This is a genomic window from Paenibacillus riograndensis SBR5, assembly GCF_000981585.1.
In the GTDB taxonomy this organism is placed as follows: domain Bacteria; phylum Bacillota; class Bacilli; order Paenibacillales; family Paenibacillaceae; genus Paenibacillus_AQ; species Paenibacillus_AQ riograndensis.
This window is the reverse complement of record NZ_LN831776.1, coordinates 1,438,651-1,464,810: the sequence shown is the minus strand read 5'-3', so window position 1 is coordinate 1,464,810 and position 26,160 is coordinate 1,438,651. Positions and strand designations below refer to the sequence as shown.

Annotated in this window: 28 protein-coding genes and 1 pseudogene; 12 read left to right on the top strand and 17 right to left on the bottom strand. The window is 50.2% G+C overall.

Annotated features, from left to right (window positions below; genetic code table 11):
• Window positions 1-194 precede the first annotated feature (194 nt).
• Together PRIO_RS06345 and PRIO_RS06340 are read right to left on the bottom strand one after the other, a co-directional pair.
• Window positions 195-986, bottom strand: coding sequence for a restriction endonuclease (locus PRIO_RS06345; protein WP_020429605.1), 792 nt, complete (start codon window positions 984-986; stop codon window positions 195-197).
• A 100-nt stretch (window positions 987-1,086) separates the two neighbouring features.
• Window positions 1,087-1,422, bottom strand: a complete 336-nt coding sequence (locus PRIO_RS06340) for a helix-turn-helix domain-containing protein (protein ID WP_046506493.1) — start codon at window positions 1,420-1,422, stop codon at window positions 1,087-1,089.
• Window positions 1,423-1,564: 142 nt separating this feature from the next.
• Between PRIO_RS06340 and PRIO_RS06335 the strand changes: the two genes are divergently transcribed.
• Complete coding sequence (locus PRIO_RS06335) at window positions 1,565-1,951, top strand: hypothetical protein (protein WP_046501494.1); 387 nt, start codon at window positions 1,565-1,567, stop codon at window positions 1,949-1,951.
• 177 nt (window positions 1,952-2,128) lie between these two features.
• Here the strand turns inward: PRIO_RS06335 and PRIO_RS37425 are convergent, their stop codons facing one another.
• Window positions 2,129-3,316 carry a YsnF/AvaK domain-containing protein gene (locus tag PRIO_RS37425; protein ID WP_020429601.1) on the bottom strand — a complete coding sequence of 396 codons (1,188 nt, stop codon included), beginning with the start codon at window positions 3,314-3,316 and terminating at the stop codon, window positions 2,129-2,131.
• Window positions 3,317-3,667: 351 nt separating this feature from the next.
• On the opposite strand from PRIO_RS37425, the gene PRIO_RS06325 reads away from it, so the two are divergent.
• The 4 genes from PRIO_RS06325 (at window position 3,668) to PRIO_RS06310 (ending at window position 7,076) form a co-directional block, all read left to right on the top strand.
• Window positions 3,668-3,979, top strand: coding sequence for a (2Fe-2S) ferredoxin domain-containing protein (locus PRIO_RS06325; protein ID WP_020429600.1), 312 nt, complete (start codon window positions 3,668-3,670; stop codon window positions 3,977-3,979).
• Window positions 3,980-4,193: 214 nt separating this feature from the next.
• Window positions 4,194-5,042, top strand: coding sequence for an AraC family transcriptional regulator (locus PRIO_RS06320; RefSeq protein ID WP_020429599.1), 849 nt, complete (start codon window positions 4,194-4,196; stop codon window positions 5,040-5,042).
• Window positions 5,043-5,148: 106 nt separating this feature from the next.
• Complete coding sequence (locus tag PRIO_RS06315) at window positions 5,149-6,138, top strand: aldo/keto reductase (protein ID WP_020429598.1); 990 nt, start codon at window positions 5,149-5,151, stop codon at window positions 6,136-6,138.
• Window positions 6,139-6,167: 29 nt separating this feature from the next.
• The gene (locus tag PRIO_RS06310; RefSeq protein ID WP_039789310.1) at window positions 6,168-7,076 is read left to right on the top strand and encodes an aldo/keto reductase; all 909 of its coding nucleotides are present in this window, start codon (window positions 6,168-6,170) and stop codon (window positions 7,074-7,076) included.
• An 80-nt stretch (window positions 7,077-7,156) separates the two neighbouring features.
• Here PRIO_RS06310 and PRIO_RS06305 read toward each other — a convergent pair whose 3' ends face one another.
• Window positions 7,157-7,888, bottom strand: coding sequence for a ZIP family metal transporter (locus PRIO_RS06305; protein ID WP_020429596.1), 732 nt, complete (start codon window positions 7,886-7,888; stop codon window positions 7,157-7,159).
• Window positions 7,889-7,976: 88 nt separating this feature from the next.
• On the bottom strand, window positions 7,977-8,492 hold the full coding sequence (locus tag PRIO_RS06300) for a GNAT family N-acetyltransferase (protein ID WP_020429595.1): 516 nt from the start codon (window positions 8,490-8,492) through the stop codon (window positions 7,977-7,979).
• Between the two features lie 197 nt (window positions 8,493-8,689).
• Here PRIO_RS06300 and PRIO_RS06295 point away from each other — a divergent pair, with 197 nt between their 5' ends.
• Window positions 8,690-9,058: a DUF1304 domain-containing protein gene (locus PRIO_RS06295; protein WP_020429594.1), complete on the top strand. Its 369-nt coding sequence runs from the start codon at window positions 8,690-8,692 to the stop codon at window positions 9,056-9,058.
• A 275-nt stretch (window positions 9,059-9,333) separates the two neighbouring features.
• On the opposite strand, the gene aroC is transcribed toward PRIO_RS06295, so the two are convergent.
• Entirely contained in the window at window positions 9,334-10,401 is a 1,068-nt protein-coding gene (gene aroC / locus PRIO_RS06290) for a chorismate synthase (protein ID WP_020429593.1), read from the bottom strand.
• 109 nt (window positions 10,402-10,510) lie between these two features.
• Between aroC and PRIO_RS06285 the strand changes: the two genes are divergently transcribed.
• Window positions 10,511-11,383: a LysR family transcriptional regulator gene (locus PRIO_RS06285; RefSeq protein WP_020429592.1), complete on the top strand. Its 873-nt coding sequence runs from the start codon at window positions 10,511-10,513 to the stop codon at window positions 11,381-11,383.
• 258 nt (window positions 11,384-11,641) lie between these two features.
• Here PRIO_RS06285 and tnpB read toward each other — a convergent pair whose 3' ends face one another.
• The 3 genes from tnpB to helD all read right to left on the bottom strand — a co-directional run bounded on the left by tnpB (window position 11,642) and on the right by helD (window position 15,890).
• Entirely contained in the window at window positions 11,642-12,721 is a 1,080-nt protein-coding gene (gene tnpB, locus PRIO_RS06280) for an IS200/IS605 family element RNA-guided endonuclease TnpB (RefSeq protein ID WP_046501484.1), read from the bottom strand.
• Between the two features lie 166 nt (window positions 12,722-12,887).
• Complete coding sequence (locus tag PRIO_RS06275; protein WP_020429387.1) at window positions 12,888-13,370, bottom strand: GyrI-like domain-containing protein; 483 nt, start codon at window positions 13,368-13,370, stop codon at window positions 12,888-12,890.
• 108 nt (window positions 13,371-13,478) lie between these two features.
• On the bottom strand, window positions 13,479-15,890 hold the full coding sequence (gene helD / locus PRIO_RS06270) for an RNA polymerase recycling motor HelD (RefSeq protein WP_039789126.1): 2,412 nt from the start codon (window positions 15,888-15,890) through the stop codon (window positions 13,479-13,481).
• A gap of 475 nt (window positions 15,891-16,365) precedes the next feature.
• Between helD and PRIO_RS34705 the strand changes: the two are divergent.
• Window positions 16,366-16,515 (top strand): annotated as a pseudogene (locus tag PRIO_RS34705) (YjbQ family protein); the annotation flags it as partial.
• Between the two features lie 105 nt (window positions 16,516-16,620).
• On the opposite strand, the gene PRIO_RS06265 reads toward PRIO_RS34705, so the two are convergent.
• Both PRIO_RS06265 and PRIO_RS06260 read right to left on the bottom strand, forming a co-directional pair.
• Window positions 16,621-17,031, bottom strand: a complete 411-nt coding sequence (locus PRIO_RS06265; protein WP_020429389.1) for a YjdF family protein — start codon at window positions 17,029-17,031, stop codon at window positions 16,621-16,623.
• A gap of 281 nt (window positions 17,032-17,312) precedes the next feature.
• Complete coding sequence (locus tag PRIO_RS06260; RefSeq protein ID WP_020429390.1) at window positions 17,313-17,918, bottom strand: TetR/AcrR family transcriptional regulator; 606 nt, start codon at window positions 17,916-17,918, stop codon at window positions 17,313-17,315.
• 178 nt (window positions 17,919-18,096) lie between these two features.
• On the opposite strand from PRIO_RS06260, the gene PRIO_RS06255 reads away from it, so the two are divergent.
• Both PRIO_RS06255 and PRIO_RS06250 read left to right on the top strand, forming a co-directional pair.
• Entirely contained in the window at window positions 18,097-18,666 is a 570-nt protein-coding gene (locus PRIO_RS06255; protein ID WP_039789123.1) for a hypothetical protein, read from the top strand.
• 59 nt (window positions 18,667-18,725) lie between these two features.
• Window positions 18,726-19,292 (top strand): GNAT family N-acetyltransferase, encoded by a 567-nt coding sequence (locus tag PRIO_RS06250; protein WP_331709831.1) that lies wholly within the window; start codon window positions 18,726-18,728, stop codon window positions 19,290-19,292.
• Between the two features lie 52 nt (window positions 19,293-19,344).
• Here PRIO_RS06250 and PRIO_RS06245 read toward each other — a convergent pair whose 3' ends face one another.
• The 5 genes from PRIO_RS06245 to PRIO_RS06225 form a co-directional block, all read right to left on the bottom strand.
• Window positions 19,345-19,893 carry a DinB family protein gene (locus tag PRIO_RS06245; RefSeq protein WP_231869825.1) on the bottom strand — a complete coding sequence of 183 codons (549 nt, stop codon included), beginning with the start codon at window positions 19,891-19,893 and terminating at the stop codon, window positions 19,345-19,347.
• A gap of 74 nt (window positions 19,894-19,967) precedes the next feature.
• The gene (locus PRIO_RS06240) at window positions 19,968-20,939 is read right to left on the bottom strand and encodes a helix-turn-helix transcriptional regulator (protein ID WP_020429397.1); all 972 of its coding nucleotides are present in this window, start codon (window positions 20,937-20,939) and stop codon (window positions 19,968-19,970) included.
• 51 nt (window positions 20,940-20,990) lie between these two features.
• Window positions 20,991-21,965 carry a peptide-methionine (S)-S-oxide reductase MsrA gene (gene msrA, locus PRIO_RS06235; protein WP_020429398.1) on the bottom strand — a complete coding sequence of 325 codons (975 nt, stop codon included), beginning with the start codon at window positions 21,963-21,965 and terminating at the stop codon, window positions 20,991-20,993.
• A gap of 30 nt (window positions 21,966-21,995) precedes the next feature.
• Entirely contained in the window at window positions 21,996-22,793 is a 798-nt protein-coding gene (locus PRIO_RS06230; protein ID WP_020429400.1) for an ABC transporter permease, read from the bottom strand.
• Window positions 22,790-23,710, bottom strand: coding sequence for an ABC transporter ATP-binding protein (locus PRIO_RS06225; protein ID WP_020429403.1), 921 nt, complete (start codon window positions 23,708-23,710; stop codon window positions 22,790-22,792). Before PRIO_RS06225 ends, PRIO_RS06230 begins: the two co-directional genes overlap by 4 nt.
• 141 nt (window positions 23,711-23,851) lie before the next feature.
• Between PRIO_RS06225 and PRIO_RS06220 the strand changes: the two genes are divergently transcribed.
• Entirely contained in the window at window positions 23,852-24,598 is a 747-nt protein-coding gene (locus tag PRIO_RS06220) for a LytR/AlgR family response regulator transcription factor (RefSeq protein WP_141639127.1), read from the top strand.
• Window positions 24,595-25,887 (top strand): ATP-binding protein, encoded by a 1,293-nt coding sequence (locus PRIO_RS06215; protein ID WP_020429406.1) that lies wholly within the window; start codon window positions 24,595-24,597, stop codon window positions 25,885-25,887. Before PRIO_RS06220 ends, PRIO_RS06215 begins: the two co-directional genes overlap by 4 nt.
• A 66-nt stretch (window positions 25,888-25,953) precedes the next feature.
• Here PRIO_RS06215 and PRIO_RS06210 read toward each other — a convergent pair whose 3' ends face one another.
• A complete protein-coding gene (locus tag PRIO_RS06210) occupies window positions 25,954-26,139 on the bottom strand; it encodes a hypothetical protein (protein WP_141639128.1) in 186 nt (61 codons plus the stop codon).
• Window positions 26,140-26,160 lie beyond the last annotated feature (21 nt).

The following is a 26,160-nucleotide window of genomic DNA, read 5'->3' as shown; positions in this document are numbered from 1 at the left end:
CAGTCCGAAATTCCCTTCACATAGGTATGAACAAAGCGAACATATTCATTCAGGAGTTCTGTTTTTCCTGACAGAATCTCTACGGCGTATAAATTCACTTTTGATAAGAACCAAAATCACGTATAATACGGTTCTCCGCATTGGCTGATAGGGCAAGTTTGGATAGCTATCTTAAGGATGGTCTTAGTTTGCGTTTATATAGCCTTCGTCTTCCGGCAACTCGGATAATTACTGCAACCCCAGAAAGCTATGCCTTCCTTATTCTTACGTTGAACCATTGGAGCCCCGCATGCGCACGTTACGGCTTTGACTGTAGAACTAGTAGCTTTTTTGGGCTTTGCTTTGGTTCTAGCTGGCTGCCATTTCCCCCAGGCACGGAGCTTGTTCTCAACAAGACCACCATGCCAGTAATCAACCTTGAATTGCTCGGCCTCCCGCTTCGCTTCTGATGTAAGATCGGAAGTAGTGACCAGCAGAGACAGAATGCAGTCATGATTTCTTTTTGCGCCCACCAGCTCGCGGACGGTCATAACTTGCACTTTATTATGATCAGCGTAACATTTAGCTTGAACCGCAGTTTTTTCACCGCGTTTATCGACGATTACCAAGTCTACGCCTCCATCCTTGCCTCCCACACCTACTTCTTTAACGGTATAGCCTAGATCCCGGAAATACAGGGACAGCAATCGCTCAAACTCAGCACCATTAATTTTGTCCAGAGGTGTTTTTAAAAGCACATCATCCGGTCTGCACGTCGTAGAGGAACGGTTAAAAGTAGCAGTGCTTTTGGCAGTACTTTTCTTAACAGTAGTCTGCCGCTTGCCTGTACTGCGTCTTCTCTTCTTCTTATTTCCTTGCATCATCCCGGTTAAAGTGGATAAGACAATAATAGCTACTATAAATCCGATAAATGATGTCATGGCTGCTCCTTGATAAATTAATAAAATTTCTTGAATATCAAACTTTAGGTCATTGCCATTAATCATAAAAGAAGCACTACACTTACGCTACAGCAAAACGCACAAGCCACTGGCTTGTGCGTTTTTACTTCTTACGACCTCATTTGTTGCCCTGTAGGACCTTGCCTCATAATAATTCCTTTAGTACATTTTTAGCCACACGGATTTTCTCATCATTGGCATCACGAAGCATACCTACAATATCTTGAATATCGCTCTCTGCTGATGTAACCATAAACTCTTCATTCAGATACGCAAACAGCTGAATTAAATTAACTTCAAGCGATTCTGCTATCTTATGTAAATTCAATAAAGAAACATTCTTCTCGCCGCGTTCAATCTGCCCTATGTATGAAAAATGAAATCCGCCTTTCTCCCCAAGCGCTTCCTGCGATAATCCCCGCTCTTTCCGAAGAGCACGAATCCGGGTTCCTACGAGCTTCAATATTTCTTTATCCATTATGGTATTCACCTCTCCATGTCAAAAGTGTAGACAAGTTTCATAAAGGTAAACACCAAACAATGAATATTATTATTTATTTTAATATTTATAAGTATTATAATTATGTGATGCTTTTCCAATTATAGTCTAGGAGGCATTAGCTATGGGTAAAAGCTTGCAAGAGAAAATCGACGATTATTATCAACTTGCTCAATATCATATGAAATTAGCCCAGATTATGAGAAAACACAATCAGTTTAAAGCTTCGTTCTTTCTTTGTCATTCAGCGCTCATCTCCATGACCCGTGCGCTATACATTTATGAACATAAGGCAGAGTTCGGTTCAGAAATATCATTAATTGATCTTTTGCTACTTATACATACGGATTATAATCCTGGGCTTGAGATTGCGGTGTTTGTTGGCGAGTTAAATTATATCGTTAATGGGGAGGGGAAGGAGTTAGAGGTGATACAAGATGAGGATATGAAAAGAGTGATACTAAGAGCAAAGGAGATACTGAGCCTTCTTTACGAGAGAATGAGGGATTGAGAGTGCTTATGAAACATCAGCCCAAAACGAATCTGCTGGTTACGCACCCCGCAGCCCGCAGATTCCCGCTCACTCATTACAAAGAAGGGTTCCCCCAAGTCCAACTCAGGGAAACCCTTCTTTTACTCCAATAATCGTTACTCCACGGAGGCAATGCCCCCTGCTTGCGAATTCCTCTTAACGGGTCCGGCTGTGGTCTCTCAGCACCCCGCTATTATTGTTAACTTTCACATTACCCGTCTTATCCACCCGGGCTTCCTCACGTTTAACGGTATCTTTAACCTGCTCCGTCTCCTGAATTTCACGTTTATGAACATCCACTTCACCGGTGACCACCGTATTCTTGTTGACCTCGACCTGTTCCTCGCTTACAGGAATACGAATCGTCTCACCGGCTCCGACGGGTTCTGCCGTGGAATCATGATTAACGGAACGGCGTTCGATGACAATTTCTTCATGGCTGACTGGAACATTAATCGTTTTCTGCTCTTCAACGATCTCTTTCCGCACGTTCACTTCACCGGTCTGCACTTTATTTTTGGAAACGTCGAGCTGTTCTTCCCGCAAGCGCAGCTTACGCGCTTCATCGCGCTCTCGCTCACGGTCAGCCCAATCATCGGATCCTGTGTTGTCCAGTGCGCTGTCCATGCCTTCCCGTGAGCTGGAATAGACATCTCCCGTCATCCCCGGCCGGTTCACATCATCCAGCCTTCTGCTCCCCGGAAGATCATTCACCGGTGCGGAATTCATCGTATCCAGTCCAGTATCCTCGCGTCCCTCCAGCCCGGAGCCATTGAATGCGGCATCCACCGTATCACTTACTGAATGCCGGGCTTTCGCCGCCTCACCTTCAGGAATTGCCTCATCTATATAACGGTCAGCATTTGCGGAGTTGTGGCTGCGGAACACCGAGTATACATCATTGGCCCGCGTGCTGTCGGCATCCACCATAACGAGAATGCGGCCTTCATCCACATAATTATCATAGCTTTCCGCTTCATCCTCCGGTATGCCAAGTCCGATCAGCCCGCCGACAAGTCCCCCGGTTCCGGCACCTACCGCAGCTCCTGCCAGTGTTGCCGCAATGGGCCCCGCCGCAAGAATGGGTCCGATTCCCGGAATCGCCAGTGCGCCGATGCCCGCCAGAAGTCCGGTTACACCGCCCAGCACGCCGCCGGTCGCCGCACCTGAAGCCATTCCCTCGGGGGCTTTGGTACCCGTTTCATCATTGATCGTTTCGACATCCTGCTTATTTCTTGCAATCACCGAGATATCCTCTGTCAGAAATCCGCGGCTTTTCAACGCCTCAATGGCCTGTGAAGCTTCATGTTCGGTATGGAATACACCAACAATTTTCTTGTTCATAACGATTCCCTCCTGATGGCTTTTTATTGGGTGTCAATTCATCATGCTGCTTGTTTTCACATCCCTTACTTAACCAAACACACAGAGCCTAAACTGCATAATATCTCTTTTCAGGCTGAATCCACAAAAGAATTTATCAAACAGGAAATAATTCGGGAAATATATAAAAAGACACATTTTGATCAATTTCCTTGAATTCAGGTTAGATAATCTGACGCAAATATCCCCGATTTTACCCATTTGTTAAGCCTTTTGGAACATTGACCGCTACCCCATTACAGATGCTGCAAAAGGGAATATACTCCTCGTAAGATAGGTCAACTATTATGACTCGGTCAAGGAGGCTCAGGTATGAATATGCGACTCAAGGTGCTGAAGAAGCACCTGCTCTTCTGCTGCAGCGAGCACTGCAATAATCAGGATGTGGAAGATGTCATGCAGGAATTCAAAGAACAGCTCGTGGAGAAGGGGATTAACAAAACCGTCAAAATCAACAAAACCAGCTGCCTCGGCCTGTGCGGCAACGGCCCTTTTGTGATTGTTTATCCCGACGGCATCTGGTATTACAATGTGACTACAGATGATGTGGAACGTATCGTGGAAGAGCATCTGGTGAATGGCGAGCCTGTCGAAGAACTGGTAATGCTCAAAATGGAAGCCTGAAGCCTGATTCCTGCCCGCACCGGCTGGCTGCATATTTCTATTGCTGCATTAACCCCCGTACAACCCCTTCTTATCTAAACCCTGTAAGTCCCGCCCACAGCCTGGGGTCTGGGACTTTTTGCGGTTGATCAGCCTTGGACAATCTAATGTATAATAGAGGATGTCTATCAAGGTAATTGCCTGGAGCCATCCTACACTGAAAAGAGGCTGAAGCATGGCTATATTCAAATATAATTCAGAGCGCCCTTTCCGGGGCAATCCCGATCTGCATCTTCATTATTGGGGCCGTGAAGAGTGTGCTCCCGGACACAGCGTTGGCCCCGGCGTGCGGGACCTGTACAAAATCCATTTCATTCATGCCGGAACCGGCCGGGTCACAGTCGGGAGAGAAACCCACATGCTGCAGCCCGGTCAGGCGTTCCTGACTTATCCTCATATCGTTACTCATTATGCCGCAGATATGGATCAGCCCTGGACCTATTCATGGGTTGCTTTTACGGGAGAGGAAATCGGTTATCTGCTGTCCAAAACCTCGCTCTCGCCGGAGCATCCCGTCTTCCCGATGGATGATTCGCTTATGCCCGCACTCTATGACCGGCTTAGCGCGGCTGCGGACTATAAGGACAGTCTTGATCTGCCTCTTAAGGCGATCATGTATGAGTTCTTCGGGCTGCTGGTGCGCATGGTTCCGGCGGCTGCCCATCCCATCCCGCTCCCCCGTCAAAAAAGTATCTATGTGGAGCAGTGTCTGCATTATCTGCATGCCCATTACTGTGAGAATGTGACTGTAGAGTGCATGTCCTCCTCCCTGAAGCTGGACCGCAAATATTTATCGGCATTGTTCAAAAAAACCGTCGGCCTGCCGCCGCAGCAGTACCTGCTTAATTTCCGCATCGCCAAGGCATGTGAGCTGCTGACGGAGACCCCCTGCACAATCGGTGAAATTTCACGCTCTGTCGGCTATCAGGACCCGCTGCTGTTCTCCCGCATGTTCAAGAAAGTCAAAGGCTGCTCGCCCAAGGAGTACCGCATCCGCCATGCCGGTAATGACATTGTTCTATAAACTTCTTCCTTGCTGACATACTTTTGTTCCTGCACTTCCGCTACAATAAAAGCGAAGCCTTTAGCCCAAACTGGTAAAGAAAACATTTTAAGGAGGAACAAATCCGATGTATTCTGCAAATTCTGAACGTTACAGCCAGATGAAATATAACCGTACCGGCCGCAGCGGCCTGCTCCTGCCCGCAATCTCGCTTGGACTATGGCATAACTTTGGCGGCAATGATGTGTTCGAGAACGGCCGCGCCATGATCAGAAGGGCCTTCGACCTGGGGATTACCCACTTTGACCTGGCCAATAACTACGGCCCGCCGGCCGGCTCCGCCGAAGAGAGCTTCGGGCAAATCCTGCGCAAAGATCTCGCCGCTTACCGCGACGAGCTGATCATCTCCAGCAAAGCCGGCTACTATATGTGGCCAGGCCCTTATGGCGAATGGGGCTCGAAGAAATACCTCGTTTCCAGCCTCGACCAGAGCCTGAAGCGGATGGGACTGGACTATGTGGATATTTTCTATCATCACCGTCCCGACCCGAACACACCGCTGGAGGAAACGATGTCCGCACTGGACCTGCTGGTGCGCCAGGGCAAGGCGCTGTATGTCGGCATCTCCAACTACAATGCCGAACAAGCGCGTGAAGCGGCGCAGATTCTGCGCCGCCTGGGCACACCTTGCCTGATCCATCAGCCGAATTATTCCATGATGTCGCGCTGGATTGAAGACGGGCTGCAGGATGTGCTCGCCGAAGAAGGCATCGGCACCATCGCCTTCTCGCCGCTGCAAAAAGGCATCCTGACCGACCGCTACCTCAAAGGCATCACGCCGGATTCCCGCGCGGCCGGACCCAGCGTGTTCCTCTCCGAGAAGGAGATCACCGCAGAGGTCATTGGCAAAGTAAGCAAGCTGAATGAGCTCGCTGCCGCACGCGGGCAAAAAATGTCGCAGCTGGCCTTGTCATGGGTTCTCCGTGGCGGCAAAGTCACTTCGGCCCTGATCGGTGCCAGCAAGGTCAGCCAGATCGAAGACGCGGTTGCCTCCCTGAACGCGCCTGAGCTCAGCGCGGAGGAGCTGGAGCAAATCGAGAATATTTTGCGGGGATAAGCTTAAAAGCAGCTCAGAAAGGACAGCAGATGAAGACAAACCGTTTAGGAAATTCCGATTTATACGTAAGCGCCATGGGACTAGGCTGCATGTCTCTCGGAACAGATGAGGCCAGGGCTGCCGCAATCATTCACGAAGCGCTGGAGCTGGGCATCAACTTCCTGGATACCGCTGACCTTTATGATGAAGGGCGCAATGAAGAAATTATCGGCCAGGCACTGCGCGGGCGCCGCGGGGATGTTATTCTTGCCACCAAAGTGGGCAACCGCAGAATTCCCGGACAAGCGGGCTGGAGCTGGGACCCTTCCAAAGCCTATATCAAATCGGCAGTAAAGGGCAGTCTGCGCCGATTACAGACCGATTATATAGACCTGTACCAGTTGCACGGAGGAACTCTCGAGGATCCGATCGGCGAGACGATTGAAGCCTTTGAGGAGCTGAAGCAGGAAGGTCTTATCCGGTACTATGGCATTTCCTCCATCCGTCCGAATGTAATCCGCGAATATGTCTCCCGCTCCCATATTGTCAGCGTCATGAGCCAGTACAGCATTCTGGACCGGCGGCCGGAGGAAGCGGTACTGCCGCTGCTGGAACAGCATGGCATTGGCCTGATTGCCCGGGGGCCGCTGGCCGGGGGCATATTAACCGGGCATGGCGGCAGCAAAGCACACCGGGAATATCTCGGTTACAGCAGCGAGGAACTGCCCCTGCTCCACGAACACCTGCTGGAGCAGACCGGTCCCTCCCGCACCCTGACGGAGGCGGCCCTGCATTATCCGCTGGCAAACCCGGCGGTGGCTGCGGTTATTCCGGGGGCGAGCAGCCTGGAGCAGCTGCGGTTGAATGCAGCGGCAGCTGCGTCGGCCCCGCTTACTCCGGCAGAGCTGGCAGCCTTCCGGGCTGCCAGCAAAAGCAACCGGTACGCGCAGCACCGGTAGAGCAGCAGAGCAGCACATGCCAAAGAGGCTGTCCCTTGAACGGTTAAGTTCTAACCGTGCAGGACAGCCTCTTTTTTTCTTCACGCATAAACTTGCGTAATATACACCATCACCAGCAGCCCGAAGATAAAAGAATAGGTGGACGGGCGTTCGTAACCATGACCGTGGCTCTCGGGAATCAGTTCCTTATAGACGATGAAGAGCATCGCTCCGGCAGCAAATGCCAGCCCGTACCCTACTACATTCTGCACATAGCTGGCTGTAAAATAACCGATGACCGCCGATACCATCTCCATAAGGCCGGTCAAGGCGGCCATGATCAGCGCTTTTCGCCGGGTCGCTTGGGAATTGAGCAAAAACACCGCCAGAATGAGTCCCTCCGGCATGTTCTGCGCCCCGATGGCGATCGCCACCATGGGACCGAGACTGGCCTGCTGGCTGGCGTAGCTGAAGCCTGTACTGAGGCCTTCGGGAATATTATGAATGAACAGCGCGATCAGCACGAGCAGCGCTTTGGAATCCATGTTGGTGAAGCCGGGTTTATTCTCTACATCAATATGGGGAATATTATTCTCAATCAGATCGAGCAGCAGCACACCGGTAATCAAACCCAGGGACAGGGCGATGATTCCCGACTCCTTGATCGCCTGCGGCATTAACCCAAAGGTGGATGCAGATACCATAATTCCGGCGGTGAAGGCGACCAGCACATCCTTCCACAGCTCGGACAATCTCCGGACAAACAGAATGGGAACCACCCCAAGCACAGTAGCCATAGCCGATAAAAAGCTGCCAAAAAGCGCAGTTGCCAAGTCTTCAACCCCTTTAGTGGACAGGACTCCTAGACCCAGCTTATGCTATAAGCAGCCTTAGTTATGTCTAATAATTTCCATTTTCCTCCTACAGCTCCGGCACAATCTGCAAATACATCAGATCCTCATCCAGATATTCCTCCCCCAGCTTCATTGCCTTCGGCTCTGTGCCGTAGCAGATAAAACCCAGAGTTTCATACAGCCGTTTGGCGGGCAGGTTGGTGGAGGTAAGCGTCAGATTAAGAATTTCCAGACCCGGCAATGCTTTGGCACGGCTGATCAGTTCCAGCATCAGGAGCCGTCCCACTCCCTGCCGGCGGGCGCCCGGATCAACATATACGGAATATACATGGGCTTTATGATGAATCTTCGGTCTGCTCTCACGGAAAAAAGTGATGATGCCCACCAGCTTTTCCCCTGTATCAAAGGCTCCCAGTGTAAAATGATCATCCGCCGGTTCCAGTCTGATCCGTGTAGTGACAATGGAGATTTTGAACTCGGATTCATAAGTGCTGAGAAAAGCCTCCGGGTTCTGCAGCAGCGACTGCAGCCGGAGTTCGCGGTAAATCTCCGCATCGGCGGAAGTCAGTGTTCTTATGTACAAGGCTTTGCCTCCTTACTGTGTTTGTTAAAAAATCCCTTCCTTATATCATTATACCGGTTTCCCCTAGGTACAGGCCCTCATATATTTCTAAATTGACAAAAAAGCTGGATTTAGGTATATTTACTTTTGTTAAATTAAATTTTGCAAAATATAAATTTGTCTATGCGTACTAATCCAACGAAAATGAGGGAATGGCTATGATGATCTTAAGTACAATACTTGTAGCGCTTGTAGCACTTGAGCATGTGTATATTTTAATCCTGGAGATGTTTATGTGGGCTACCCCAAGAGCGCAGAAGGCGTTCGGGACCACCAGCCAGTTCGCTAAGGAGACGAAATCGCTCGCGGCCAACCAAGGGTTGTATAATGGCTTTCTGGCAGCGGGTTTAATATGGGGCCTGTTCCATCCGAACGATACGTTCGGGTTCCAGCTTCAACTATTTTTTCTGATTTGTGTAGGCGTAGCAGCGGTCTATGGCAGCATCACTGCCAAGAAATCGATTCTGTTCGTCCAGGGCCTTCCGGCCTTCGCGGCTATTCTCGCTGTTGTTCTGGCGAATCTGTGAACCTTTTTCCGCAAAAACAAGGCCATCCATTGAGGGATTACACGTTCTGATGGATTGCACTTTGTACAATAGAAAGCTGAGATTTCTGCGGCGAATCGCATTCTGCTGTATTCCGTGCAATAGATTTCTTGATTTTGAGTCAACAGGGCCTTTTTTGCCCAATTCTGCTGTACAAAGTGCAACAGAATCAAGTTTCCAGTCAATTTAGGGAACATCTACTGTATAAAGTGCAATTGAATATCGGCTAGCCCAGTCTGAGCCTCAAATAGTTTCGGTCAGAGGCAGAAGTTATCCAGCAACGCCGCCTGCCGCTTGTAATGATCCTCGATCACCAGGCAGGCCATGGCTTCAATCACCGGCACAACACGGGGGCAGATGCAGGGATCATGCCTGCCTTTGGTCACGATTTCCCGTTCATTGCCGCCGGTGTCGATGGTCCGCTGGGGGACTGAAATCGAAGAGGTCGGCTTGACGGCCACCCGGAAGACGATGTCTGCCCCTGTGCTGATGCCGCCGATAACCCCTCCGGCATGGTTCGTCTGAAATCCGCTTGCGTCCATCTGATCGTTGTGTTCACTTCCAAGCATGGCTGCCGCCTGGAAACCGGCGCCAAATTCAATGCCTTTGACCGCCCCGATGGAGAGCATTGCCTTGGCCAGCTCTGCATCCAGCTTGTCAAACACAGGCTCCCCAAGTCCTGCCGGGACGCCGCTAATCCGGCATCCCACAATTCCTCCGCAGCTGTCGCCCTTAGCAGCCAGCTCTTCGATCCGCTTAATCATACGTTCTGCCGCCGCAGGATCGCACGCCCGCACCACGTTGGATTCGATAACCTCCGGGTCAAATGTCCCGCAGCGGATGCCGCCGATTTCGGTGGTATAAGCCAGGACCTTCACGTTCCGATGCTCCAGCAGCTTGCGCGCAACCGCCCCCGCAGCCACGCGGGCCGCCGTTTCTCTGCCCGACGCCCTGCCGCTCCCGCGATAGTCACGAACCCCGTATTTCTTCTCGTAGGTGAAATCCGCATGTCCGGGCCGGTACATAGATTTAATATCATCATACGCCGACGGGCGCATGTCCGTATTGTCCAGCATGATGCACAGTGGTGTACCTGTTGTCCGGCCCTCGAAGAGGCCGGACAGGATGCGGATCTTATCATATTCCTTCCGGGGAGTCGTGACGGAGGACTGCCCTGGTCTTCTCCGGTCCATCTGAACTTGGATGTATGCTTCGTCCAATTCGACACCCGGGGTAACCCCCTCCACAATAGCACCTACGGCCTCTCCATGGGATTCTCCGAACGTAGTCACTTTTAATCTTTCCCCAAACGTGCTTCCCGCCATTTCAATGCCCCCCTGTTCTTAGAGTTCCTTCTTTTCTTAGTCTAAGGGTATACTTGAAATAAATGAAATTGTAATATTCAGCATCTGCCATAGAGAGGATTGATAACAAGTGATCATTAACAGTGAATGGTACCGTATTTTCCTCCATGCCGCTGATTGTTCCAATCTAACCAAAGCTGCACAAAACCTCAATATGACGCAGCCATCCGTCAGCTACGCGATCAAGCAGCTTGAAGAAGCCCTTGGCGTCCGGCTGTTTGACCGGTTATCCAAGGGCGTCCGGTTAACACAAGAAGGACAAACTCTGTATCTGCATGTCCGGCAGGCCTTCGAGGAACTTGACTCCGCTGAGCGTCAAATGAAGAATATGCAGCAGTACCGTGAAGGCCGGCTGCGAATCGGCGCGAACGGGGCAATTATTAAGGATTTCATTGTCCCCCTGCTCGACCAGTTTCATGCCCGCTATCCCAACATTCGCATTCAATTGTCGCAGGAGAAGACCAGCCTCATCCTGGAGCGGTTGAAGCGGGGCTCGTTGGACCTCGGCTATATTTATCTGCCCGTCTCCGATGAAGAGATTAGGATCGTGGCCTCCCATGCCTCACCTTTTTGTGCGGTTGTGGGAACTGCCTTTGCAGACTGGTCACAGCAACCCCTGCCAACGGAACGGTTGATGGAGCTTCCACTCCTGATGCTGTCTCCGGGCAGCACCACGCGTTCCTTCATTGAAGAATGGTTCCGGTCCCAGGGGATAGAAGCCGAAGCCGACTTTGAACTGAACAGTCTGGAAATGCTCACCGAATTTGCCGAGCGGGGATATGGAGCAGCCTTCCTGCCTCGTGCTTTTGTGGCCTCACGTATTACGGGAGGGTCTTTAGTAGAGCTTCACACGGCTGTCCCCATCCCTGACCGTCATATTGGCATCGCTGTTCGCAAGCATTCGTCCCTGTCACTTGCGGCTGAGGCTTTTTTGGAGATGTAATTCCTTGGCAAAACAGGACGACTCCCCGTAAGATACCAGGGAAACGTCCTGTTTTATTTTAAGTATTGCCGCTGGCCGCTCAGCCGTTGAAGTAAGTCTTCAGTACAAATTTATGCGTAAGTTTTCGAGGCCGCTTCTTCTGTTCCTTTTAGAGTGAACTACACACCACCTAAGAGGTGGGTGCTTCTTGGTCAATAGAGCTACTGCTCCAAGTTTACCCAAGCTTAGAGGCTAGTTCCTAGCCCAATCGTTGCCATTTTATATGGCTAATTGTAGTAAGTTTTTAGCTGCGTTTACATCTCTGTCGTGTTGTACACTACATTCAGGACAAGTCCATTCACGTACCGCAAGGTTCTTCACTTCTGCGTTTTTATAGCCGCAGCAGGAACATCTTTGGCTGCTCGCAAAGTGTTTTGGGGCAATCATCAATGTTCTCCCGTACCACTTCGCCTTGTATTCGAGCATCGCTCGAAACATGCTCCAAGATACTTCGGATATGGCTTTAGCTAATTTATGATTCTGCATCATGTTCTTTACACGCAGGTCTTCCATCACGATCACTTGGTTTTCGCGTATCATTTGGGTTGACGTTTGGTGCAAGAAGTCTTTACGCTGATTCGCTATTTTTTCATGAAGCTTGGCGACCTTCAAACGTGCTTTATTTCGGTTATGGCTTCCTTTCTTCTTTCTCGACAAGTCCTTTTGCAGTTTGGCTAATCGTTGTTCCGATTGACGAAGATGTTTCGGATTTGCGATCACTTCGCCACACGAAGTAATCGCAAAGTTTCTTAGTCCCAGATCTACGCCAATCTTCTTTTCTGTTTTTGGCAAAGGAGCGATATCTGTTTCTACCCGTACGGAGGCAAAATATTTTCCTGATGGTGTTTTGGATAGGGTGCAGGATTTGATTCGCCCCCAGAATGGACGATGTACCTTGATTCGGATTCTTGTCTTTAGTTTCGGAATTTTAATCGTTCCAGCTTTGGTGGCTATCGTTCCGTTTTGATTGTTCGTTGTGAAGCTATTGTTGTTCGTTTTCTTGCTTTTGAATGTAGGGAAACCCACGTTCTTATCCCGAAAAAAATGCCTATAGGCTTTCTCCAGGTTGAGCTGAACGTTTGCTAAGGCCAGGCTGTCCACTTCTTTCAGCCACGGGAATGCTTTCTTGTACCTGGCAGGTGTATTATGGAGCATTTTCTCCGTTTGTTTATAGTGTTCGATCTTATCCGCAAGCATTTTGTTGTAGATAAAACGGACACATCCGAACACCTTTTCCAGATATTGTTGTTGCTCATGGGTGGGGTAGATCCGATACTTATACGCTTTAAGTACGAACATGCCTCGCAACTCCTTTCCAGGAATTTACGAATCCATCATAGCACAAATGTTCGTATTTATGGAAGATAATTTCCTTTAGATAAGAAAGACCGTTGCCATTCATCCCACCATTTTAGAAATGGGGGAATTCTGACAACTGATGGTTAAATAAATCAAGATTAGCTCATTATCTTATAGCAATGTAAATCTGTAGCTCTGTGTTCGCCGGATCAAAGTCTCTGGCATCATACAGCTCAAAGTCGCCTGTGTAGGCTCTCTTCTCTGTGGATTCCCCGAAATAGGCCCAAATCTCGCGCCACGCTTGTGCCACCACTTCATACACCGGCCCTTTTTTTGTCGTGAATACCCTGTATTTACTCCCGGGGACGGCCACAACGACATGATTCTTGTCATCCGGGACCGGCTTATCGCTTGATTCATGCCCAATTACAACGGTATAAGCGCCGTTTGCGTCGCTCTCATAATCCGTGTACACAGCGTAAATAAAATGCGGATTTTCGCCTCCCGCCGCAGATAAGAGATTGCTCTGAAAGTAAGTTTCCCACAGCTTGGGCAATCTCCCCTCCGGTCCCGCCTCTTCTGCGTTTGTAGTACGTACAGCAACTCCTGTTATGATCAGGTTTTGTTTGTGAACGGTATAAGTGTTCATGGTCCACTCTCCTTTTCACTGAATTGTACAATAAGAAAGTAGACAACTTACTGTCATGTTCCGGATGTTCAGCCGATACCAGTTAAGGAAGCCTCTGGGAACTGTCTGTTACACCAACTCATACAAAGATGTGTCTACCGCCTGGATGAAAGGTGTCCATTCCTCTGCCGTATACAGGAGAAGCCGGTGCATTGCCCGTGTACATGCTGTATAAAAGAGCTTGCGCTCGTTCTCCCGGTGATAGGACTGCAAGGAGGCATCGTAAATCAACACCGCATCAAATTCTACCCCCTTAGCGAGATATGCGGGAATGACCAGTATCCCCTTGTCAAAAGTAGGCGTGTTCTTTGTGATCAGCCGCAGCTCTTTGACCCCCCCGGCTGCCAGAGCCTCATAGGCTTCTGTGCTCCCGGCAGCGGTTTTCGTAATCACGGCGATGGATGTATAGCCTTCAGACTGAAGCGCCGCGATATCTGCCGCTATTCGCTCCACCCGCCGCCCGCTGCTCTCCAGCCTCGTGAGGGTGGGCTTTCTGCCGCTTCGCTCAAAAGGTACAATTGTTTCCCCGCCCGGCAAAAGCGGCTTCGTGAACTCCACAATTTCACGGGTGGAACGGTAACTGCGGACAAGAAGAAACTGGCTGGTCTCCTCCTCGCCATAGAGCCGGACTAACGGCGAACCGATCCCGTGCAGGTTCGTGGCCTGTGTAAAGATGGCCTGACTGAAATCACCGAGCACGGTCATCCGGGCACGGGGAAAAAGTCTTTTGAGGAACTCATACTGAAACATCGAATAATCCTGACCTTCATCGATGAATATATGCCGCACCTGAGTGTTGGTCCGGGTACCTTCGACAAGTTCTTTTAGATACAGATATGGTGTAGCATCTTCATACAACAGCTCGTTCCGGCTCAGCTTATCTTTGGTATGCACGCAGATTTCCGGCCAATGCTCCGGCACCTCAGCTTCATCTGTCATTTCCCTGTATGCAGCTTCATCGCTGAACAACTGGCTGTACAGCCCAAGCATATCTATAAACGAGAATTGCTTTACATTCCGTCTCAGGGGTTGGAATTGCTCTTTCACGATCATCCGGGTCAGCAGCTCTTCCTCCCGCTCGGCAAAATCAAAATCACCCTCGTCCGGGCGGGGCTTGTTGCGGACTATTTCATCGATCCGGGCATATTTTTCGGCAAAGTCAAAAACCCCCCGGTCTTTGTGCAGCATACTGAATACTTCAGCGTACTGCTCCCCGTCCAGATAGTTAAGCTCCTCCTGTACCCAGTCTGCTCCCTGCTCTACCTTCTCCAGCCGGGCCAGCTCCTGCAGCAGCCATTTCTGGACAAGTGTGATACGGTTGGCCAGGCGGATCGAAGCATCATAGCTGTAGAATTTGGCTTTGATCTGCTCATCAGAGATCAACACACGATCCCGGAAACGGATGCTGACAAACCTCATGCCTTCCCGCTCCAGCCACACCGAATACCTGCGGAGTGCCTGAAGGTAGGCTTCCGACGCTTTATATTGAATTCCATTCATACGGGCCTTATATTCTGGCCCCTGCTGTCCGGTCAGCACATATTCGATCTGATCGAACGGGTCCTCCAGGCGAAACGTTGATCCGAGCCAATAGTCCAGATATTCCTGGAAGGTGGTCTGCTGCATATTCTCTTCCCCCAGCTCAGGAAGAACTGTAGAGACGTAGCTGTTGAACATGGGGTTAGGCGAGAAAAGAACAATCTGATCCGCCGTGAGCCTATCGCGGTGTTTATACAGCAGATATGCTACGCGCTGCAGCGCTGCAGAGGTTTTCCCGCTTCCGGCTGCCCCCTGCACAATGAGCATCTTGCTTTTATCGTTGCGGATAATCGCGTTCTGCTCTTTTTGAATCGTCGCCACGATGCTTTTCATTTGCGCATTTGCCCCTCCACCGAGCACCTGCTGGAGCAATTCATCGCCGATGGTTAAACTCGAATCGAACATATGCTGGAGATGACCGTCACGGATCTGGTATTGACGCTTCAGGTTCATGGTCCCCGTGATGCGCCCTCCCGGCGTTTCATAGGCTGCCGTGCCCGGAGGATAGTCATAGTAAAGACTCGCAATTGGAGTACGCCAGTCATATACCAGAAAGCTCAGACCATCCGTATCGGCGAAGGAGGACACTCCGATATACACTTGCTCCGTAATCCCCTGGCCATCTTCCAGAAAGTCGACGCGTCCAAAATAAGGAGAGGGCAGCAGCCGGTTCATATTTTTCCACTGCTGCACCAGCCGTTTATGGCTGCGTTCCCGTTCGGACAACACTGCAGATTGCTGATTAATCGTGAAAAAGGTTTCTTCGAAATCCTCGTCCGTGCTGGTGTTGACCGTAACCTCTTCCCAGAATCTTTTGCGGATATCCGCCGCCTGATCCTTTAATTGGCTTATCTTGGGCTCCAGTTCAACGATCGCGGATGACAGTTTTTCCTTAACCAGATCCAGCCGCTGCTGCTCCTGCTGCCATTCATTCATGTTCATCATCTTCTGAATACACTCCTTCTCAAACGAAGTTAGCAAAGAAAAAAGGACTGTTGACAAAATGCATTTCCATCTGCTACAATAAAGGTGTAGATAAAATGCGTTAACTGTGTTTTATTTAAAAAAACATCGACAGTTCTTCAACTTTAGCACAATGCTTATTTGTTTGCAACGGTTTTACATATAATAACCTGGCGTTTCTGCCAGGTTTTTTTGATTCCAAAAATGGCGGCATCCGGGAAGTTACTCCCTCTGCCGCCATTTCCTTTGTATTCTTTAGCTCTTAGAAATTCAACTTAAAATTCGTAATCCGGAGCGTTCCAGCCGATACGATTTCACCTGAACCGGCATATACCTTGAATTGAACCCCCTTACGTCAATTGCATTTTCCAATCCGGCATTATTGCTCCAATTTGTTTTTGCCGATTTCCAAACCGGGGAATGAAATGCATAGACGACATCGACAAATTCACCCGGAGCAATAATTCTTTCAACTGTAGGAAATAGCTGTATGTTTCCTATTCAGGAATCCAGAATGGTATGTGGTTCAGCTCAACATATCTATCTTGTGGAGTGTGACGGTCCGCAGACCCGTAAAGTATATATTCAAATGATGGGTGAGTAATTGAAAACGGACTTACACGGCACGAAATGTATCAACCCAGAAAATGAATGCTAAGTCAAAAGGCACCCGGATGGGTGCCCTTTGTTTACAACATAGCAGGTTCTGCTAGCGGCCGCGATGTTTTTCTTTGGCCTTTAGCACCTTTAATTCCCGTTTACGTGCCAATGCTGCTTCCAACTGCTGTTTCGAACCGGTCCTTCTCTCCTGCTTTCTTTTCTCATACTCCAGCTTAAGAGCCTCTTGAGCATAGGAAGAAACGCCTTTTCTCCGTACTTCATTAGTTGCCTGCCGTGCAAGCCGCTTGGGGCTGACCTTTTTCACTTCGGACGGCTTTACGGCCACTTCCTCCGAGAGTCTGCTGATAAGCTCCGACACCTTGTTACGAATGAACTGTAGAATCTCCTCGTCCTTAGGTTCTGCACCAAAAATGTACCTGACTGCCTTCAACTTCCCTTGGTCCTGATCCTCCAGGACTCCAACCCAATACTGACCATCATGATAAATTGTAAGCTTCATATCCATCCCCCTCAATTGAATCGAAACGATGGACATCCCGAGGGGGGGAAGGCTACTGACATGCCGTTCTGAGGAATACAGAGCCATGCATGCGCCTGGACTACCAACCAGGCTGTGTTTTCTCGTTTCAGGGAAAATTATAGACGCCTAAGGGACGGATGTAAATCTAAGTTTGTCTGGATTATACGAATGTCTAATATCTTGTCAAAATCGACAAAATATGATTCTCCAACAGCTCCCCCACATCCAGTCCATGCCGCAGCGCGTTAAGATGGGCAATGTCACTGGCACGGATAAGCGGCGCTCCCGCCTAAACCATAAAAAAACAACTTCAGCCATTGATCCATATTTATCGTTGTTCCTTCTTCGTTCGATGCCGTCCAATGCCGGCCCAACTCGTTCTTGTACATCGTGAAGTACATGACCATCATCTCGTCTGTTTGCTCCAGGTGAATATAACCCTCCTGCTTTCCAAGTGCGACAAATTTCATAAAAAAACGCATGACTTTTTCCTCGCTGTACTGCTCCATCATTCGCTCCAATCCAACCTGCTCTGCGGACGGAGCCTTCATAAATTCATCCGATATGATTTTTAAGTTTTTTACCTCAAGCAACATAATTTCCTTGGTTTTCTCAGGAAAAGAGAGGCTGGACTCCAAAATTTGCTCATACTGCTCCAGTTGATTGTCCATCCAATATATAAGCATGTCGCCATAAAGCTGTTCTTTGGTCCCAAAATAATTATAAATAGTAGCCGGAGAAACCCTCGCCTCTTGCGCAATCTCATTTACGCTGACCTTCTGAAAGCCGTATTTAGAAAATAATTTGAATGAGACGCTAAATATTTGCTCCATTTTCTTCTGTTTCCGTCGTTCGTAGCCGTTCATCTTCTCCACCTCATAGGTAGTGTAACTTAAGTTTTAGAGTAATTCAACAAATTGAGTATAAATCTTTATTGAAATCTGGGTTACATGTATTTATAATAGTTTTATACTAAATAACTACATTTAGTACAAAACTATCGCAAGACAAAAATCAATCTATGAATGATGGGAGCGTAAAGAAATGAAACCAATTAGGATACCTTCGTTTTTGCATGATGTTTTTGGTGAAAAGCAGTCCATTGCAGCTATAGCAGCAATCCTGCTGTTCGGCGCATTGCTGACCACTGCCTTATATTTGGTGTTCCCTGAGATGACCGGCAATTTGCCAGTGTGGCGCAGTGTTTTGGCATTGGTGCTGCTGTTCGATATATTCTCCGGCTGTATTGCCAACTTCACGGCCTCGACCAGTAACTTTTATGCGGCGCGGAAAACGAATCGTATTGTATTCATTGCGATTCATGTTCATATCGTGCTTGTAGCCATTTTATTAAATACGAATATCGGGTATTCAATAGCGGTATGGGCGTATACCATCGCGGGAGCATTTATCGTGAATGCTGTTATGGGGAGACCTTCGCAAGTCTTCGTTGCAGGTTTGCTCTTGTCCCTCGGCATGGGCGGCTTGCCTATGCTGCCTGATATCCAGCCCTATATGCTGACCGCATGCTTATTATTTATGCTGAAAGTATTATTCAGCTTTTCTGTCGACCATTACCGTAAAGCTATCAGCAACGCCGGTGAACAATTATGAGCCCTTCGTACCGAATATCCCCATTGGCCAAGTCAGACAAGCCTTTATTCGTAGCTCTCATGAGCAGTGCATTTGCCCGGGATCCCTTATTCCTGCATTTATTCGGCGATTCAGAGCTCGACAACAAAGCAAGAAGCCGCGTGACCGCATTTGTTTCCTTTATGTTTGACAAAAGCTTCTTACTCCATGAAGAGGTGTGGGGTTATTTTATACATGAACGCTTGCTTGGCGCTTATGTCGTTGAGAAGCCGCACGCGGGCATACGTCAGACGATGAAAGGAGTTTTACTGCTGGGGAGGCTGATTCCGTTGTTATTTCAGGTTTCCGGACAAACCTTACATCTTCTAAATTCCTATATAAGAGTCACAAGAGCCGCCGCTCCCCCACTTCTGCATCATTATCTCATCATGATTGGAGTAAAACCGGAAGCGCAGGGTAAGGGAGTCGGAACGGCACTGCTGAAACACCTTCTGGAGACGGTAAATACAGACAAACAATCACAGGGACTCGCCCTGGATACGGAAAATAAAAGAAATATAGCGCTATATCAAAATTTCGGATTTACTTTAAGCAAAGACACCCAAGTCGGCCAGATTCCTGTGTATTGTATGTTTTATCAGAAATAGTACGTCCGACAGCGGCACCGGGTGAAAGGTGCCGCCGTTCGCTCCGCACCATTTACGGCTGACCGTCCCGCTGCTCTACCAAATAGAACATATAATCGGTCGGGACGCCGGTATGCCCTTGCTGCCTCAGCATCGCGGTCACATTGCCCCGGTGATAGGTTCCGTGGTTGACCACATGCCGCAGAATTTCGGAGAAATGCGTATCGAGACTGCCGTACCTCGGATGCTCAATCGTCATCGCCTTGTCCAAGTCGGACGTACGCCGCAGCAAATCGCGGAACTGTTCGGCGACGCTGGAGAACAGCCGCCGCATCTCGTCCACTGTTTTGCCCTGCGCTTCCTCTGTCCAGTCCGGGATTCTCGGAAAAATTTTCTCGTTCGGAACCTCCGCGAGCACAGACATATAGAGCTGTTCGTACATGTACAGGTGCCCAAACGTTTGCGACACGGACGGGAACACGCTCGTTACTTTTGCATGGAACACTTCCTTCGGAAGCTGCTCCAGGTGAGTGAATAACCGGTCATTCGCCCAAACATGATATTCATACAATTGATGCGGGTGTTGAAGCATATAGGAATCCACCTTTCCTGTATTCATCATTGTTTGGCTGCGGCTGCCGCAGCCTTGTCTCTATCGTATACCGGGTTCACTGACAACTGTTGTCAGCAAAAAGTTCAGCCGGAATCGTCTTCGTAATGTTGTGCGATTGTGTACGCCATTTCCCGGATCTTACGCTTGAGCTCAAGCGGCTCGCGAATGTGGATGGCCGTGCCGAACGTCATCAGATACTGCGTAAGGTACTTGTTCATCGTCGGGACGTCGAGCAGGAACCGCGCCTCCCGATCGGTCCGTTCCGTCAAATAGTGGCGCAGGTGCCAGTGGCCGCACACCGCATTCAACGTATCTGGCTCTCCCTCAATGCGGATGACTATCAGCGGTCCATCCGCCTCCCGTTCTTGCTCGGACTGGTTGCGGAAATAGGCCGACGCGGAGAAACGCTCCGGCTTTTCGAACCGCTCCTCAGTCGGCTCCAGCCGCACGATGCGGTCGACGCGGAACGTCCGCACCGCCTGCGACCGGTGGCAGAACGTGACAGCGTACCAGTCGTTTCGGTCGTAAGCCAATCCGTACGGATCGACTTCACGTTCATCGGCCTGCTTCGCATTTGCTTTGCGATAGGCGATTCGGACCGTTCGCCCGTCCCTCGCCGCCTGCTCCAGGTCCCGTAACAACAGAACGTTGGAAGGCGGGCGCGCCGGAGAAATCACATCCAGGCCGCTTGTCTGACTCGACAGATCGCAGCGCTGCTCTTCGTGCAGCCCGTTCTCCACCTTTTTCAATGCGCCTTCCAGTTCCTCCGTATACGGATAGCCAGCACCTTGCGCAAATTTAAATGCGTCCACAAGCGCTTTCAACTCTACAGAGTTGAAGAACAAGGGCGCCTCCTTAAAGCTGTCCAGAATGCGGATGCCGCCGTCGTGGCCTGATTCCGCGACGACCGGCACGCCGCTGGCGCATAATGCATCGATATACCGGTACACGGTACGGACGCTGATCTCCAGACCGTCCGCAATCTGCGCGGCGGTGAGCTTCCTCCCGGATCGCAGCATCCAAAGCATGGACAGCATGTTATCCCATTTTGCCATCGGGAGCCCCCTCTTCCTCACGAAAATAAAACTGATTTTGCTATTGCATAATCATGTTAACATATGTTTCCCAACCCCCACATACCGCCCCAGCCCGTTCGCCTCCAGTTCCTCCTTCGGGATGAACCGCAGCGCGGCGGAATTGACCCGGTAGTGCTGCTTCGCCGGCTCCGGCCCATCGAAGAACAAATGGCCGAGATAGGCTCCGCTCAGTCTGCTGCGAAGCGCAGTCCGCACCTCTCCGCCGCTGTAGTCGGCTTCCCGCCGGATCAGTCCCCCGGCTATCGGCCCGGTGAAGCTGGGCCACCCGGTAGCGGAGTCGAATTTGTCCGCCGAGCTGAACAGCGGATCGCCGCTGATTACATCGACATAAATGCCGTCACGGAATTCATTCCAATATGCATTCTCATATGGCGGCTCCGATGCCTTATGCTGCGTGACCTCATACTGCAGCCGGGTAAGCTGGTTGCGCAGGCGTTTTTGATCCTCAGGGCTGTTCCAGTGCTGCTCCAGAAATTCGTCCCGGCCCGAGCCTTTCAGATAGAGCTTATAATCCAAAGGATGGGTTTTATAATAATCCTGATGCAGCGCTTCAGCAGAGTAGAAAGGAGCGGCAGGAAGAATCTCCGTCACAATCGGGTCCTTAAATCTTCGGCTGGCCTGTAGAGCCGCCTTAGACGCCTCCGCCTTCGCACGCTGTTCTTCATTATGCACAAAAATTGCCGTCCGGTAGGAATACCCCCGGTCCATAAATTGTCCGCCTTTGTCGGTCGGATCAATCAACTGCCAATAAATGTCCAGCAGGCGCTCATACGGGAACAGCTCAGGCTCATACGTAATCTGCACAGCCTCCACATGCCCCGTCGTTTCCGTCCCCACTTCCTCGTAGGTCGGATTCTCCGTATGGCCGCCCGTATACCCGGATACCACAGAGACAATTCCCGGCAGCTCGTCAAAAGGCTTGACCATACACCAAAAGCAGCCGCCCGCAAAGGTGGCGAGCTCCGTTCTGTTCTTTTCGTTCAACCGGAACACCTCCTCTGTGAATTGTCCCTATTATATATGAATATCTCTTTTTTCCAAAGAAAGCAGGGCAGCTGTCAGACAAACTATGATTATAATAGCCGGAATAAGCACCGCCCGGACGTAGTCACTTGTACCTGACAGCAGAATAACCTTCGAGTGCTCCACGTACATCCCGGAAAATTTCATAATCTGCGTCATCAGCGCATGGTCGGACAGCAGCCGCAGAAACGCCGAAGACGTTCCCTGAAGGTAACCTGTAAGCAGAAAATTACCAAATACAAAGAAAAAAGCCGCCACTATGGCGGAAGCCGCCTTGCGGATCATGACTCCCAGCATCATCACAACAGCGGAATAAGCAGCCAGATACAGGAGGTTTAACCCGAAAACCCGCACAGAGGCTGTCAGATCTTCAATTGTTGTCTCATGACCAACGGGAGAGCCGGTGATCAGCGCCGCAGACAGAGACACGATCAGAAAACCTCCGTAAAACTCCAGCAGCCACCACAGAATCACCAGCATCCCCAGCAGGTATTTCCCCAGAAAATATCCTGCTCTGCTCAACCCTGAAGCGATTATATTCTGCACCGAGCCATGCTCGAACCCCTCTGTGATAAAAAAACATGCGAACATCGGAATGACCAGATAGAGGAACAAGGAAAAGGACGATGCAATCCGCATGGGCTGAGCAGGACTGTCTAGAGCATAGCCCCCCTTGCTTCCAAGAAACACCGCCAGTCCAAGGCTGGCGAGCGCGAACAGCACGGTAATGCTCTTAAACGCCGCATCTTTCCGCAGAAAATAAATCTCGGCCTGAAGGAAGTTTCTCATCGTTTCACGCCCCCGATCAAATCCATATAATAGTGCTCCAGATTTGGCGCGGACAGATTGAACCCTTCTACAGGAATCCCCTCCTGCAAAAGCACAGCCATCAGCCGCTCCAGATCCACACTCGATTTGGGAATCTGCAGCTCTCCAGCGGTGTTGACGGAAATGTCCGGGATTTGCAGCCTCTGCTTCAGCAGTTCGGCGGTACTTTCCGCATTCGGAGCAGCAATACAGATCATAGCTTGGGCGGATTGCAGCAATTCCCCGGCAGCAATCTCTTGCACCAGCCTCCCTTTATGAATAAATCCGTATCGGGTAGCGAGCAGCTGCAGCTCACCAAGAATATGACTGGAGATCAGTATGGTAACCCCCTCCTCCTTCGCCAGACGCTCCAGAATATGCCGCATATCCACAATCCCCGCAGGATCAAGCCCGTTAATCGGCTCATCAAGTACAAGCAGCTGCGGACTGCCCAGAAGAGCAACCGCCAATCCCAGCCGCTGCCGCATCCCCAGCGAATATTCCGAGGTCCTCTTATTACCAGTATCCGTTAGAGCAACTGCCTGCAGCGCTTCACCGATTCTTTTGGGATTCCTGATGCCAAGAACATGATGATAAAATGTCAGATTCTCTTCAGCGCTCATATGCGGATACAGAGCCGGCATGTCAATCAGAAAACCTACCCGCCGTCTGGCCGCGCACAGCTCCTTTTTGCCCTGCTGTCCGAACAGCAGAATCCTGCCGTCTGTCGGCTGTACAAGCCCGCCAATAATTTTCATCAGCGTAGTTTTACCGGCTCCATTTTCACCGACGAACCCGTAAATATCCCCCTCCATAATCTTCATATCAAGCCCCTGCAAAGCGAAACCTGACCTGTATTGCTTGCTTACATGCCTTGCCTCAAAAACCGCTGGTTTCAACCGGAACACTCCTCTGATCATTAATTATCTGCGGAATGACCATATCATGAACCGTCCGCGCCGGACTTTGAATTGTTCAATATACGAGGGTTACTGTCGTATTTAGGGAATAAATGTATAATAGAGCAATACATCAGGAAAGTGAGTGAACCTATGATTCATATCGCCATTTGCGACGATGACCCGCGCTCTGCGGGGCTGGTGGAGAGCCTGATTCTGGATAACCGTGAGCGTTTTTCCGAAAAGATTGATATGTCGGTTTACTTTTCTGCAGAGCGGTTTGTCGAGGCTTTGGGGCAGGGCAGCATATTCGATATTATTTTTATGGACATTGAGATGGGGGGAATGGATGGCATTATGGCGGGGCATGTGCTGCGCGCGGATGATGCCAACGATCCGGCACAGCTCTTTTATATCTCCAGCTATGAGCAGTATCATCTCCAATTGTTCGACGTCCGGCCTTCCGGATTCATCAAGAAGCCTGTCGGTCAGAAGTCCTTGTTGGACAAGCTGATCCCTGCTGTGCAAAAAGCAATACGCATCCGGCAGCAGGGCAAGCAGCATTTTCTGCCGGTACAACTGAAAGGGAAGGAAAGGCTGGTTCCCCTCCGGGACATTCACTATCTGGAGAGCCGTATCCGGCGTATCTCCCTCATGACCAGGGATGGGGAGATCCAGTATTACGGCACACTAGGCGAAGAAGCCCGAAAGCTGCCTTCAGGCTATTTTATCCGCATACACCAGTCTTACATTGTTAACTTTTACAGCGTGAAAGAAATAAGCGCCCGGAGAATCGTGCTCATCACCGGCGACGAGCTTCCGGTCAGTGAGAAGAACAGCATTCCTGTGCGGAAGGCCTACATGAAATTCAGGGGGAATCTCGCTTGAACACTTTGCTGCGCGAGGAACTGCTGTACCTCATCACCTTCCCTCTGATTCCGTTAACCTTTCATTATTTCTTCAGTCGCTGCTTTGCCTGCCGGATAGAACGGAGAAGCAGACTTGTCCTGCTCTACCTCCTATATACCACCTGCCATATAGGCCTGCATCACAGTCCACTGCCGGATATCCTGCTGATCCTCCTGAATACCGGCCTTATCATCCTGTTATCGCTGCTCTATGCCGGAGACCTCAGATGGAAGGGGTACAGTGCGTTTTTCATGGCTGCCCTCCTGTTTCTTAGCGACACAGTGCTCCCTTTCGCCTTTACAGATATAGGGTACCTGGCGAATCTGATCCTCTCCAAGCTGTTGATGCTCCTGCTCGTCTTCCTGGTGCTGCGGATTGCCACAGGGGACGGAAACGGCATGCTGGCCGGCTGGTACTGGTGCCTCCTGTTTCTGGTGCCGCTGCTGAGTATTGCAACGCTGCTGCAGTTGTCCAACAGCCTGTTCTTTCGCAGCTACCCGCAGCTGTTCCCGGTGGTTCCCTCCTTGCTGCTGGCCATCAACCTGCTCATTTATGTACTGAGCGACCGGATTCTGCACGCACAAGCCGAGCGCAGCAGACGGATCCTGCTGGAGCAGCAGAATACCTATTACCTCAATCAGTATCATCTGATCCGGAGCATGCAGGAGGACAGCTTCAAGTTTCAGCATGACTTCAAGCATATCCTGCTTGGCTTGCGCGTGAAACTCAGCTCTGGTGAAGCGGCCGCAACGGCGCAGGAGCTGGACACCCTGCTCTGCCGGGTTGAGTCCCCAACCGGGAACTGCAATACCGGAAACCTGGTCATTGACTCGATGATCAATTACAAAATGCAGGAAGCCGCCCGCTATGGGATTACTTTCACGCTGGAGCTGAATATCCCTCCGCAGCTTGCCCTGGACACTACGGCTCTTTGTGTGATTCTCGGGAATGCCCTCGATAATGCCATAGAAGCCTGCCAGGGGATCACAGGCCCGGCGCCTGAGCGGCAGATTTCCATACATATGCATTATCTGAACGAAAGCCTGTTTATGCGAATCCGGAATCCATACGTTCAGCCCATACAGACCACCCCTTCCGGCGGAATCCGGTCGGCAAAGTCCGATCACAGGGCGCATGGCATCGGACTCAAAAACATCCAGAAAACCATCGGGGAACGGAACGGGCTGCTCGATATTTCATATGACCATAGTTTCTTCCAGATCGAATGGGTGCTGTTTGGCATTGAAAGACAGCCATGTCCCGGGTAACTGTGAAAAAGGGGATAGGAAAGCTATCCGCCACGGATGCGGACAGGAGATCCCTTATTCTTTTCTTTAATCCCCAAGCTTATCCAGTTCGGTTTCCAGTTCAGCGAGCCTGCGGCTCAATTGATCCTGCAGCTCCTGCAGCCCCGCGGCTTCTGCCCGTTTCATTTCTTTTTTTACTGTTTTAATTTGCTGTTCCAGATAGAACATATCGGTGACACTGCCCGAGTTGCGGGAGATCTGTGAATAGGTCATAATCATCATCCTTTCTAATAA

Bases quoted from the DNA above. Each gene is read 5' to 3' on its own strand.
- aroC (WP_020429593.1), bottom strand. From the start codon at position 10,401: ATGGCGGGAAGCACGTTTGGGGAAAGATTAAAAGTGACTACGTTCGGA.
- PRIO_RS06315 (WP_020429598.1), top strand. From the start codon at position 5,149: ATGTATTCTGCAAATTCTGAACGTTACAGCCAGATGAAATATAACCGT.
- PRIO_RS06230 (WP_020429400.1), bottom strand. From the start codon at position 22,793: ATGAGAAACTTCCTTCAGGCCGAGATTTATTTTCTGCGGAAAGATGCG.
- PRIO_RS06345 (WP_020429605.1), bottom strand. From the start codon at position 986: ATGATTAATGGCAATGACCTAAAGTTTGATATTCAAGAAATTTTATTA.
- PRIO_RS37425 (WP_020429601.1), bottom strand. From the start codon at position 3,316: ATGAACAAGAAAATTGTTGGTGTATTCCATACCGAACATGAAGCTTCA.
- PRIO_RS06320 (WP_020429599.1), top strand. From the start codon at position 4,194: ATGGCTATATTCAAATATAATTCAGAGCGCCCTTTCCGGGGCAATCCC.
- tnpB (WP_046501484.1), bottom strand. From the start codon at position 12,721: ATGTTCGTACTTAAAGCGTATAAGTATCGGATCTACCCCACCCATGAG.
- PRIO_RS06295 (WP_020429594.1), top strand. From the start codon at position 8,690: ATGATGATCTTAAGTACAATACTTGTAGCGCTTGTAGCACTTGAGCAT.
- PRIO_RS06260 (WP_020429390.1), bottom strand. From the start codon at position 17,918: ATGAACGGCTACGAACGACGGAAACAGAAGAAAATGGAGCAAATATTT.
- PRIO_RS06265 (WP_020429389.1), bottom strand. From the start codon at position 17,031: ATGAAGCTTACAATTTATCATGATGGTCAGTATTGGGTTGGAGTCCTG.
- PRIO_RS06255 (WP_039789123.1), top strand. From the start codon at position 18,097: ATGAAACCAATTAGGATACCTTCGTTTTTGCATGATGTTTTTGGTGAA.
- helD (WP_039789126.1), bottom strand. From the start codon at position 15,890: ATGAACATGAATGAATGGCAGCAGGAGCAGCAGCGGCTGGATCTGGTT.
- PRIO_RS06325 (WP_020429600.1), top strand. From the start codon at position 3,668: ATGAATATGCGACTCAAGGTGCTGAAGAAGCACCTGCTCTTCTGCTGC.
- PRIO_RS06310 (WP_039789310.1), top strand. From the start codon at position 6,168: ATGAAGACAAACCGTTTAGGAAATTCCGATTTATACGTAAGCGCCATG.
- PRIO_RS06335 (WP_046501494.1), top strand. From the start codon at position 1,565: ATGGGTAAAAGCTTGCAAGAGAAAATCGACGATTATTATCAACTTGCT.
- PRIO_RS06245 (WP_231869825.1), bottom strand. From the start codon at position 19,893: ATGATGAATACAGGAAAGGTGGATTCCTATATGCTTCAACACCCGCAT.
- PRIO_RS06210 (WP_141639128.1), bottom strand. From the start codon at position 26,139: ATGACCTATTCACAGATCTCCCGCAACTCGGGCAGTGTCACCGATATG.
- PRIO_RS06275 (WP_020429387.1), bottom strand. From the start codon at position 13,370: ATGAACACTTATACCGTTCACAAACAAAACCTGATCATAACAGGAGTT.
- PRIO_RS06250 (WP_331709831.1), top strand. From the start codon at position 18,726: ATGAGCAGTGCATTTGCCCGGGATCCCTTATTCCTGCATTTATTCGGC.
- PRIO_RS06240 (WP_020429397.1), bottom strand. From the start codon at position 20,939: ATGGCAAAATGGGATAACATGCTGTCCATGCTTTGGATGCTGCGATCC.